This window comes from Streptomyces aculeolatus (assembly GCF_020400605.1).
Lineage (GTDB): Bacteria > Actinomycetota > Actinomycetes > Streptomycetales > Streptomycetaceae > Streptomyces > Streptomyces aculeolatus.
On record NZ_JAINRD010000025.1, the window covers coordinates 137,421 to 147,868 of the forward strand.

At 71.3% G+C, this 10,448-nt stretch carries 10 protein-coding genes; 6 read left to right on the top strand and 4 right to left on the bottom strand.

Annotated elements, in window-relative coordinates:
* The first annotated feature begins 114 nt into the window (after nucleotides 1-114).
* Nucleotides 115-696 (top strand): hypothetical protein, encoded by a 582-nt coding sequence (locus LG396_RS32190; protein WP_225797471.1) that lies wholly within the window; start codon nucleotides 115-117, stop codon nucleotides 694-696.
* Here the strand turns inward: LG396_RS32190 and LG396_RS32195 are convergent.
* The 4 genes from LG396_RS32195 to LG396_RS32210 form a co-directional block, all read right to left on the bottom strand.
* Nucleotides 601-1,881: an MFS transporter gene (locus tag LG396_RS32195; RefSeq protein WP_225797472.1), complete on the bottom strand. Its 1,281-nt coding sequence runs from the start codon at nucleotides 1,879-1,881 to the stop codon at nucleotides 601-603. The two genes, LG396_RS32190 and LG396_RS32195, sit on opposite strands and share 96 nt — an antisense overlap.
* Before the next feature lie 232 nt (nucleotides 1,882-2,113).
* Nucleotides 2,114-2,992 (bottom strand): ABC transporter permease, encoded by an 879-nt coding sequence (locus LG396_RS32200; protein WP_225797460.1) that lies wholly within the window; start codon nucleotides 2,990-2,992, stop codon nucleotides 2,114-2,116.
* Complete coding sequence (locus tag LG396_RS32205; RefSeq protein ID WP_037746355.1) at nucleotides 2,989-3,990, bottom strand: daunorubicin resistance protein DrrA family ABC transporter ATP-binding protein; 1,002 nt, start codon at nucleotides 3,988-3,990, stop codon at nucleotides 2,989-2,991. Before LG396_RS32205 ends, LG396_RS32200 begins: the two co-directional genes overlap by 4 nt.
* 48 nt (nucleotides 3,991-4,038) lie before the next feature.
* Entirely contained in the window at nucleotides 4,039-4,674 is a 636-nt protein-coding gene (locus LG396_RS32210; RefSeq protein ID WP_225797461.1) for an NADPH-dependent FMN reductase, read from the bottom strand.
* 335 nt (nucleotides 4,675-5,009) lie between these two features.
* Between LG396_RS32210 and LG396_RS32215 the strand changes: the two genes are divergently transcribed.
* The 5 genes from LG396_RS32215 (at nucleotide 5,010) to pstA (ending at nucleotide 10,348) form a co-directional block, all read left to right on the top strand.
* Nucleotides 5,010-6,038 (top strand): PstS family phosphate ABC transporter substrate-binding protein, encoded by a 1,029-nt coding sequence (locus LG396_RS32215; RefSeq protein WP_225797473.1) that lies wholly within the window; start codon nucleotides 5,010-5,012, stop codon nucleotides 6,036-6,038.
* Nucleotides 6,039-6,229: 191 nt separating this feature from the next.
* Nucleotides 6,230-6,946 carry a response regulator transcription factor gene (locus tag LG396_RS32220; RefSeq protein WP_063610508.1) on the top strand — a complete coding sequence of 239 codons (717 nt, stop codon included), beginning with the start codon at nucleotides 6,230-6,232 and terminating at the stop codon, nucleotides 6,944-6,946.
* A gap of 75 nt (nucleotides 6,947-7,021) precedes the next feature.
* Nucleotides 7,022-8,164 (top strand): phosphate ABC transporter substrate-binding protein PstS, encoded by a 1,143-nt coding sequence (pstS, locus tag LG396_RS32225; protein WP_225797462.1) that lies wholly within the window; start codon nucleotides 7,022-7,024, stop codon nucleotides 8,162-8,164.
* 121 nt (nucleotides 8,165-8,285) lie between these two features.
* A complete protein-coding gene (gene pstC, locus LG396_RS32230; RefSeq protein ID WP_207234808.1) occupies nucleotides 8,286-9,284 on the top strand; it encodes a phosphate ABC transporter permease subunit PstC in 999 nt (332 codons plus the stop codon).
* A complete protein-coding gene (gene pstA / locus LG396_RS32235) occupies nucleotides 9,281-10,348 on the top strand; it encodes a phosphate ABC transporter permease PstA (RefSeq protein WP_225797463.1) in 1,068 nt (355 codons plus the stop codon). The genes pstC and pstA overlap by 4 nt, the downstream gene beginning before the upstream one ends.
* Nucleotides 10,349-10,448: the final 100 nt, after the last annotated feature.

Here is a 10,448-nt window from a genome sequence, read left to right on the forward strand (position 1 = left end):
CGCCTCCTGACCCCGAGGCTAGCAGATAGAACGGTCGGTCTTGACAAGCGTGCGGAGAGTGCTTCAGGCTCAGGTGTACCGACCGTTCTATCTTCCACAGTCAGGAGAATGCAGATGCCGAGCCTCATCGAGACCGGCCGGACCGGCACCGCGGCGGTCGACACCGCCGGCGCGGCCGACCGGCTGCGGAACCTGTACTACGCCCGCTTCGGGTTCGCCGTGGTCTGGGCCGCCCTGGTCGCACTCACCGCGTCGACCCTCAATCCGGTAAGCGTCGCCCTGCTGGTGGTCTATCCGGTCTTCGACGTCGCGGCAGCCGTGGTCGACTTCCGCACCCCGGGTGCCGTACGACCCCGCGCGCTGCTCCGCGTCAACATGGCCCTGAGCCTGCTCACCGCCGTCGGACTGGCCGTCGCCGCCGCCTCGGGCATCCCCGGCGTGCTGCGGGTGTGGGGCGCCTGGGCGATCGCCGCCGGCATCGTCCAGCTGGCCGTCGCGATCTCGCGCTACCGGCTCGGCGCCCAGTGGGCGATGATCCTCAGCGGCGGGATCTCCGCCGTCGCGGGTTCCCGCTTCCTCCTGACCGCCGGCGGCGCGGACTCACTCACCCCGATCGCCGGCTACGCGACCCTGGGCGGCGTCTTCTTCCTCATCTCGGCGGCCCGCCTCCACCGCCGCGCCGCCGGGGCGGCGTGACATGGCGGACCCCGGCCGGGAAGCGCGGCCGACGACCGCGGAGGCGGCGGCGGCCAGGACCGCCGGGAGGGCGGCCAGGGCGAAGCAGAGGGCGAGGGGGGCGTGGTCCAGGAGGAGGCCCGTGGCTGCCGTGGCCGTGGCGGAGCCGGCGTTGAGGGCGGTGTTGACCCAGGCGCCCGCCTTCGTACGGGAGTCGGGGGCGGCGGACTCGTCGGCGATCAGGTACGCCGTCGTGATGCCCGGCGCCACGAAGACGCCGCACAGGGCCGCGCAGCCGAGGAGGACGTACGGGTGCGGGGACAGGCCCGCGGCGGCGAGGAGGAGGCCGAGGGCCGCCGCGAGGACCGGGAGGCGGCGGGTGCCGGGAGCGCGCCAGGCGATGGCGCCGTAGGCGAGGCCGCCGAGGGCGCTGCCGGCGGACATCGCGGCGAGGATCCACGGCACCAGGCCGGCGGCGCCGTGCGCGTCGGCGAAGGCGACGACGAGCAGTTGCAGCGCCCCCAGGCACACCCCCACCCCGGCCACCCCGATGACCGCCTGCTTCATCGTGCGGTTGCCGCGCAGGACGCCCGGCGTGGAGAGCGGGGTCCCGGGCTTCGGCGCGGCCGCTCCCCTCCTCGCCCGCGCCGGCGGGGACGCGGCCAGCGCCAGCGCCCCGGCGAGGATCAACGCCGCGCTCGCCGCCAGGCCCACCGGTGCGGGCGCCACCGTCACGATCGCCCCCACCAGCAACGGCCCCGTCACGAGCAGCAGTTCCTCGGCGACCGAGTCCAGGCTGTACGCGCGCGGCAGCAGGCCCGGCGGCGCCAGGTCGCTCCACAGCACCCGCATCACCGGCCCCAGCGGCGGCGTGCACGCCCCGGCCGCCGCCGCGAGCGCGGCCGACCCGGCGGCGCCCGTGCCGCCGCCGGCGGTGACCATCGCGAGCACCGCCAGCAGCACCGCGTACGCCGTGGCCATCGGCGGCAGCGCGCGGCGCGGGCCGTGCCGGTCGATGAACCCGGCCCGGACCGGGGACAGGGTGACGCTGGTGGCTCCGAAGCACGCCAGGGCGGCACCGGCCGCGGCGTACGAACCGGTGGCTTCCCTGACGGAGAGCAGCAGCGACAGCGAGACCATCCCGTACGACAACCGCCCCAGCAGGGCGGCACCGAAGGTGCGGGAGGCATGGGGGATACGCAGCACAGCCGCGTAGGACGGCGCAGACATGGTGACGTTCCTCGGTGAAGGGAGCGCGCAACCCGGCGCTCCGGCTCGTGCAAAGGGTCGGCTCGGTGCCGCGCCCGGCGGGGCGGGGCGACGTGCCGGCTCCTATGCACGGGGGAGGAACATGCGGCGAATGTAGCAGAGGGGCCGTGTCACGCCGTCGGGCCCGCCCTCCCGTGCGGGAGGGCGGGCCCGACGGCTTCCGCGGTGGTTACTTCCTGGCGTACAGGCGCATCGTGATCGGGCCGAAGACCGCGACGATCACGCCCGCCCAGCCCAGCGTCCACGCGATGTCCGAGCCCGGCCACTCGCCGTGCATCAGCTCGCGGACCGCGGAGGCCAGGTGCGTCACCGGGTTGTTGTTGACGAAGGCCTGGAGCCAGCCCGGCATCGTCGACGGGTCGACGAAGATGTCGCTGAGGAACGTCGTCGGGAACAGGACCATCATGCTGACGCCCATGACCGACTTCTCCGTGCGGAGCAGCAGGCCGAACATCGTCCAGATCCACGAGAACGCGAACGAGAAGACGATCAGCAGCGCCACCCCCGCGAGGACTCCCAGCACGCCGCCGTCCGGGCGGAAGCCCATGATGAGGCCGACCCCGACCATCACCACCGACGCTATGAGGTAGCGGAGCATGTCGCCCAGCAGGTAGCCGACCATCACCGCGGGGCGCCAGATCGGCAGCGAGCGGAAGCGGTCGAAGACACCCTTCTCGATGTCGGTGTTGACGGAGACGCCGGTGTACATCGTGATCATGACGATGCTCATCACCAGGATGCCCGGCAGCAGGTACTGCAGGTAGTCCGAGGTGGAGCCGGCCAGCGCACCCCCGAAGAGGTACGTGTACATCAGCACCATCATGATCGGGAAGGCGGTGACGTCGAAGAGCTGCTCGGGTACGTGCTTGATCTTCAGCACGGCACGCCAGCCGAACGTCACGGAGGCCGACCACGGACTCGGCTGTGGTGGCCGTTCCTTGGAGACCAGCAGCTCCGCGAGGCTCTCGGTGGTGACCGGCGCGAGGTCCTCGGCACCGGACTGGGACGGGGACTTGGCCGTGGTCTGGGTCTCGGTGGCGGTGCTCATGCTGCTGCCTCCTGGGTCTCGGCACCGGCCTCGCGGTCGGTGAGGGCGAGGAAGACCTCGTCCAGGCTGGGCTGACCCAGCGAGAAGTTGTCGACGGTGATGTCCGCGCGGGCCAGCTCCGCCAGCGCGGCGGCGGCCTGGGCGGCGGCGCCGCTGCCGTTGTCGCCGTTGCCGACGCGGGCGGTCAGCGCCACGGGGTCGGGCTCCAGCTGCACCTGGGCGCCGGTGAGCGCGGTCTCCAGCAGGGCGACCGCCTCCGCGCGCTGCGCGGCGTCGCGCAGCCGGAGGTGGACGGAGCCGGCGCCGACGGAGGCCTTCAGCTCGCCCTTGGTGCCCTCGGCGATGACCTTGCCGTGGTCGATGACGGCGATCCGGGACGCGAGCTGGTCGGCCTCGTCCAGGTACTGCGTGGTGAGCAGGACGGTGGTGCCCTGGGCGACGACCGCGCGGACGATGTCCCAGACCTGGTTGCGGCTCCGCGGGTCGAGGCCGGTGGTCGGCTCGTCGAGGAAGAGCAGGTCGGGGGTGTTGAGGATGGACGCGGCGATGTCGATGCGCCGCCGCATGCCGCCCGAGTAGTTCTTGACCTGCTTGGCCGCCGCCTCACTCAGGCCGAACGCCTCCAGCAGCTGCGCGGCGCGCACCCGGGCCGCCGCGGGCTTGTGCCCGAGGAGGCGGCCGAGCAGCACCAGGTTCTCGGTGCCGGTCAGGTCCTCGTCCACGGAGGCGTACTGGCCGGTGAGGCTGACCCGGGAGCGCACGGCGTTCGCGTCACGGACGACGTCCTTGCCGAAGATCCGGGCCTCGCCGCCGTCGGGGCGCAGCAGGGTGGCGAGCATCTTCACGGTGGTGGTCTTCCCGGCGCCGTTGGGGCCGAGGACGCCGTAGACGGTGCCGCTGGGGACGGCGAGGTCGACGCCGTCCACAGCGCGGGTCTCGCCGAACACCTTCACAAGTCCCGACGTCTCGATCGCCAGGCCGGACGGGTCGTTAGTCATGTGCTTCTTCTCCAGATTCTCCAACATCAGGTATATGTGCGGCTTCTGCTACGCCACGTACGGCCGCGTCGCGCGGGCCTCTCTCAGCGCGAGACCCCACCAGGTGAGCTGGTCCAGCAGGGCGCCGGCGGCGCGTACCAGACCGTCCGAGTAGATGGACCCCCCGGCCGGGAATTTCTCATCGGTGAACCGCAGGTCTATTCCGACCGAGTCCCGCACGGTGACCGTGTGCAGCTCGGTGAAGACGGACCTCAGCTGCTCCACGGCGCGCACGCCGTCGCAGCCGAAGCCGTACGACACGAAGCCGACCGGCTTCGCGTGCCACTCGTCGTAGCCCATGTCGATGGCGTGCTTGAGCTGCGCGGGGAAGCTGCGGTTGCACTCGGGGGTGACCACGACGAACCCCTCCGCCCGCGCCAGCTCCCCGGTGAACGAGGACAGCTGCGCGTCCGGCTGCTCCGGGTAGTGCGTCGGGAGGTCGTAGTCGGCGAGGTCCAGGACGCGCAGCGCCACGTCGCTCCGCTCGCCGGCCAGCTCGTCGAGCCAGGAGGCGACGGCAGGGGGGCGGCAGTCGGCCTCGGCCCGGCCGGCCAGGATGCACGCGACGCGCAGTCGTGCGGAGGCGCCGCGTGCGCCGGACACGCCGGGCGCCTCGCGTACGCCGCCGGACTCGCCGTTCGTCATCGGACACCTCCCGGGTCTCGGTCACCCCGGGCAGTGCGCCCGGGCCGTCACCCTTCAGGCGCCAGAAGCCGGCAGGCACCCGCTAGATCCGATCTAGCGGGCCGCGCGCGGCACCGCGCACCCGGCCACGCACGGCTGCCGCACCCCCGCCCGCCTGCGCGTTCGCCGAGTGATCCGCGCTTTCATCACAGCCGCATAACGGCATCATGTCTGGTCGTCCACTGTTCATCCCGCGCTAACCGAACCCGCCCCGCATGGCCGACTGCCGCCACTTCGATACAGGACCCGAGTTATGTCCGGATCGATCAGGAGAGCAGTGAGAGCACGTGAGCCCGATGCAGACGAAGCGCAGCGCCGCCCGCCTGGGCGCCCTCCTCCTGGCCCCGGCCGCCGTCGCCTCCCTCGTGTCCTGCGGCGGCGAGAGCGGGGCGAGCGCGGCTGAGGACCGGCCCGAGCGGCTCACCGGCACGGTGCTGATCGACGGCTCCAGCACGGTGGAGCCGCTGACGAAGCTGGCCGGCGAGCGCTTCGGCGGGCAGGAGCCGGGGGTGCGGGTCAAGGTCGGGGCGTCCGGCACCGGCGGCGGCTTCGACAGGTTCTGCGCCGGGGAGACGGACATCTCCGACGCCTCCCGGCCGATCAACGACTTCGAGAAGGAGACCTGCGCCAACTGGGACGTGCCGTACCGCGAGCTGACCATCGCCAACGACGCGCTCACCGTCGTCGTCCCGCGCGCCAACGACTGGCTCGACTGCATCACCACCGACCAGCTCAGGCGCATCTGGGAGCCCGGCTCGGCGCTGGCGAGCTGGCAGGAGGTCGACCCCGCGTTCCCGGACGAGCCGCTCCAGCTCTACGGCCCGGACACCGACTCGGGCACGTTCGACTACTTCACCGAGGCCATCAACGGCGAGGAGAAGGCGTCCCGCTCCGACTTCACCCCGAGCAGCGACGACAACACCCTCGTCAAGGGGGTCGCGGAGCACTCCGGCGGGCTCGGCTACTTCGGCTTCACCTACTTCGACGAGAACCGCGACAAGCTGCGCGCGCTGGAGATCGACGCGGGTGACGGCTGCGTGGCGCCCAGCACGGCGTCGGTCCAGGACGGCTCGTACAAGCCGCTGGCGCGGCCGCTGTTCATCTACCCCTCGGCGAAGGCGCTGGAGCGCCCCGAGGTGGAGACGTTCGTCGAGTTCTACGTGGACAGCCACACCGACTTCGCCTCGGAGGCCGGCTACATCCCGCTCAGCGAGGTGCAGGAGAACAAGCTGGAGCGGGACCTGGCGCGGCTGAAGAAGCACAGCGGCCGGCCGGGCGGCGCAGGCGACACGGGCGGGGACTCGGGTGGCTCGGGCGGCCTGTGAGGCGCTCGGCGCGGCGTTCGGCGCGGCGTGCGATGCGGTCCGCGGTGCCCTGGATCATGCCGTTCATAACGGGCCGATAACGGCATCACGCACCCCTGTTCCGATGTTCACCTTCAGTTAACCGCCACCACCGGCCGAGTCCGCCGACGGGGAATTCCATGAGACGCGACGAAGGGGGTGGTGACCGACCGATGGACACACCGGCGATACCCGGCCAGCGACACGGACATGTCCTGCTGCTCGCCGATCCGGACGAACAGGTGGCGCATGATCTCGCGGAGCACCTGTCGGGCCATCAGGTGAAGGTCGTCTTCTGCTCCGACGGGGCGGAGGCGCTGCTCCAGGTCGGCCTGCAGTCCCCCGACGCCCTGCTGGTCAGCGCCAAGCTGCCGCTCGTGCCCGGCGCCCGGGTGGTGGAGGTGCTGCGGCGGCGCAGCGCCACGCCGGTCATCATCGGCGTCGGCCCCGACGACGCGGAGGACGCCGTCGAGGCGCTCACCGCGGGGGCCAGCGCCTGCGTCGCCCGGCCCTACCGGCCGTACGAGGTCCTGAAGATGCTCGGCGTCGCCAGCCCGGCGACGTACGACGTGGACCAGACGGTGGCCTCCGGTCCGTACAGCGTCAACCCCGCCACCTTCGAGGCCCGCGTCGACGGCCGGCTGGTGCAGCTCCCGCTCCGCGAGTTCAAGCTGCTGCACCTGCTGGTGGCCAACGCCGAGAAGGTCGTCACCCGAGACCAGATCAGCGCCGAGCTGTGGGGCGGCAGCGCCCCGAAGTCCAACACGATCGCCGTGCACATCCGCCGGCTGCGCGACCGCATCGGGGACAACCCGCACGATCCACGGATCATCCTCACCGTCCGCAACGTCGGCTACCGCTTCGTGCCGCCGACCGCGGACCTCCCCTAGACCCCACAACTCCGTTCGTCTCGATTTGTGATCATGCCGCCGAGTGCAGTGCGGCCTCAGGAAGGAAAGTCCCCAGTGAAGTCTCAGAGCAAGATCCGGTTCCGCACCGCCGCAGGCATACTCGCCCTCTCCAGCGCCCTCGTCCTCTCGGCGTGCGGCTCCGACGACAACTCGGACTCCGGCGACGACAACGCCAAGGGCGGCGACAAGAGCAGCGCCGCCGCCGGCGGCGACATCAAGTGCGGCGGCGGCGGCGAGCTGCTCGCCTCGGGCGCCAGCTCGCAGGACAACGCCGTACAGCAGTGGGTCGCCGACTACCAGGCCGCCTGCTCCGACGTGACGGTCAACTACAAGCCGGTCGGCTCCGGCGCCGGCATCGAGGAGTTCCTCAACGGCCAGACCGCCTTCGCCGGCTCCGACTCCGCGCTGGAGCCGGAGGAGGTGGAGAAGTCCAAGGAGGTCTGCTCCGGCGGGCAGGGCATCAACCTGCCGATGGTCGGCGGCCCGGTCGCCATCGCGTACCACGTCGAGGGCGTGGACGAGCTGGTGCTCGACGCCGAGACGCTGGCGAACGTCTTCAACGGCGAGATCGGCAAGTGGAACGACGAGGCCATCGCCAAGCTGAACCCCGACGCCGAGCTGCCCGACACCAAGATCCAGCCCGTGCACCGCTCCGACGAGTCGGGCACCACCGAGAACTTCACCGCCTACCTCAACACGGTCGTCAAGGACGCCTGGCCGCACGAGGCGGACAAGAAGTGGCCGATCGAGGGCGGCCAGGCCGCCACCGGCTCGGCCGGGGTGTCCTCGCAGGTGAAGCAGACCGACGGCGCCATCTCGTACATGGAGATCTCGCACGCCGAGTCCAACGACCTGACCACCGTCAAGCTGGACACCGGCGCGGCCGAGCCGGTCGAGGCCACCGTGGAGAACGCCTCCGCGGCCATCGCCGCCGGCAAGCGGGTCGGCGAGGCCCCCGACATGGCCCTGGAGCTGGACTACGCCACCAAGGTCGACGGCGCGTACCCGATCACCCTCGTGACGTACGAGGTCGCGTGCGACAAGGGCAACAAGCCGGAGTCCCTGGACGCCGTGAAGTCCTTCCTCGGCTACACCGCCAGCGAGGCCGGCCAGCAGTCGATCGTCGACGTCGGCTACGCCCCGCTGCCCGCCGAGATGGCGGCCGAGGTCGTCAAGACCGTCGACAGCCTGTCCTGATCCGCCCTCCCGCCGGCCGACGGACCACACCGTCCGGCCGGCGGGGGGCCATCCGGTGCACCGCCGCCGGGACGCGGGCGCTGACCGCGCCGTCGCCCCACACCAGACCGGAGATTCACGTATGACTGCTCCACCCACAGACATAGAAACCCCCGCCCCACCGCCGTCGCAGGTCCTGCTGTCGAACGGCAAGGGCAGCACCCGCCGCGGCGACAAGGTCTTCTCCGGCCTGTCGAAGGGGTCCGGGATCACGCTGCTGCTGATCATGGCCGCGATCGCCGCGTTCCTCGCGTACCGCGCGTCCATCGCCCTCGCGGACAACGAGGGCAACTTCCTCACCACCTTCGAGTGGGACGCGAACTCCATCCCGCCCAAGTTCGGCATCGCCGTGCTGGCCTTCGGCACGGTCGTCTCGTCGATCGTCGCCATGGTCATCGCGGTGCCGATCGCGGTGGGCATCGCGCTGTTCATCACCCACTACGCGCCGCGCAGGCTGGCCGCGCCCATCGCGTACGTGATCGACCTGCTGGCCGCCGTCCCGTCCATCGTCTACGGCCTGTGGGGCGCCCTGTTCCTCGTGCCGCACCTGGTCGGCACGTACGAGTGGCTGGACCGCTACCTCGGCTGGACCGTCGTGCTGTCCTTCGACGGGACCGCGCCGCGCTCGCTGATGACCGCGGGCATCCTGCTGGCCGTGATGATCCTGCCGATCATCACCAACGTCAGCCGCGAGGTCTTCGCCCAGACGCCCCGCCTCCAGGAGGAGGCGGCGCTGGCGCTGGGCGCCACGCGCTGGGAGGTCATCCGCATGACGGTGCTGCCCTTCGGCCGCTCCGGCGTCATCTCCGCCTCGATGCTCGGCCTCGGGCGGGCGCTCGGCGAGACCATGGCGGTGGCCACCGTGCTGTCGCCGTCGGCGCTGCTGTCGGCGGAGATCCTCCAGGCGGGCGGCGGGACGTTCGCGCAGAACATCGCCGCGTCGTTCGGCGAGTCCGGGCAGTTCGGGCGGGACGCGCTGATCGCCTCCGGCCTGGTCCTGTTCGTCATCACGCTGCTGGTCAACGGCGCCGCCCGGCTGATCATCGCGCGCCGCAAGGAGTACTCGGGGGCCAACGCATGAGCGCGCAGACCATCGCGGACAAGCGGCCGGTCGACCGGCTCGGCATCCAGCAGCCGCGGCTGCCGCGCTGGGCGCCGCTGGGCATCGCCGCGGGCGCCGCCGTCCTGGCCGCGCTCATCGGCGTGATCGGCGGCCTCGGCAGCCGCATCCAGTGGGGCCTGATCGCCGCGATCCTCTTCGTCATCGGCCAGTTCGTCATCTCGACCGCGGTCGAGGGCGGCCGGCAGGCGAAGGACCGGCTGGCGACCTCCCTGGTGTGGGTGGCGTTCCTGCTGGCCGTCGTCCCGCTGGCGTCGCTGATCTGGGAGACCGTCAGCAAGGGCATCAAGGTCACCGACGGCTACTTCCTCACCCACTCGATGAGCGGCGTGGTCAACGTCGCGCCCGGCGGCGGCGTCTACCACGCGCTGATGGGCACCATCGAGCAGGTCCTCATCGCCACGCTCATCGCCACCCCGATCGGGCTGCTGACCGCCGTGTACCTGGTGGAGTACGGCCGCGGGCCGCTGGCGAAGGCGGTGACGTTCTTCGTCGACGTCATGACGGGCATCCCGTCCATCGTCGCCGGCCTCTTCGTCCTCAGCCTGTGGATCATGATCCTGGACTTCGGCTACTCCGGCTTCGCCGGTGCGCTGGCCCTGGCGATCCTGATGATGCCCGTGGTGGTCCGCTCCACCGAGGAGATGCTGAAGCTCGTCCCGAACGAGCTGCGCGAGGCGTCGTACGCCCTGGGCGTACCGAAGTGGAAGACGATCCTGAAGGTCGTCCTGCCCACCTCCCTCGGCGGCATCACCACCGGCGTCATGCTGGCCGTCGCCCGCATCACCGGCGAGACCGCCCCCGTGCTGCTGCTCGTCTTCGGCAGCCCCGCGATCAACAACAACCCCTTCGACGGCGGCCAGGCGTCCCTGCCGCTGTACATCTACCAGCAGTGGGGGGCGGGCACCTCGGCGTCGTTCGACCGCGCCTGGGCCGCCGCCCTCGTCCTCATCGTCTTCGTGATGATCCTCAACCTGCTGGCCCGCGGCATAGCCCGCTGGAAGGCCCCGAAATCCGGCCGCTGACGGCCAGAGGAGAAGTGATCTGACATGGCCAAGCGCATCGACATCAGCGGCCTCACCGCCTACTACGGCGACTTCAAGGCGATCGAGGACATCTCGATGG

What these genes read in the sequence shown, in the direction of transcription:
- LG396_RS32190 (WP_225797471.1), top strand. Translation starts at nt 115, where the DNA reads ATGCCGAGCCTCATCGAGACCGGCCGGACCGGCACCGCGGCGGTCGAC.
- LG396_RS32205 (WP_037746355.1), bottom strand. Translation starts at nt 3,990, where the DNA reads ATGACTAACGACCCGTCCGGCCTGGCGATCGAGACGTCGGGACTTGTG.
- pstA (WP_225797463.1), top strand. Translation starts at nt 9,281, where the DNA reads ATGAGCGCGCAGACCATCGCGGACAAGCGGCCGGTCGACCGGCTCGGC.
- LG396_RS32220 (WP_063610508.1), top strand. Translation starts at nt 6,230, where the DNA reads ATGGACACACCGGCGATACCCGGCCAGCGACACGGACATGTCCTGCTG.
- LG396_RS32200 (WP_225797460.1), bottom strand. Translation starts at nt 2,992, where the DNA reads ATGAGCACCGCCACCGAGACCCAGACCACGGCCAAGTCCCCGTCCCAG.
- LG396_RS32210 (WP_225797461.1), bottom strand. Translation starts at nt 4,674, where the DNA reads ATGACGAACGGCGAGTCCGGCGGCGTACGCGAGGCGCCCGGCGTGTCC.
- LG396_RS32215 (WP_225797473.1), top strand. Translation starts at nt 5,010, where the DNA reads ATGCAGACGAAGCGCAGCGCCGCCCGCCTGGGCGCCCTCCTCCTGGCC.
- pstC (WP_207234808.1), top strand. Translation starts at nt 8,286, where the DNA reads ATGACTGCTCCACCCACAGACATAGAAACCCCCGCCCCACCGCCGTCG.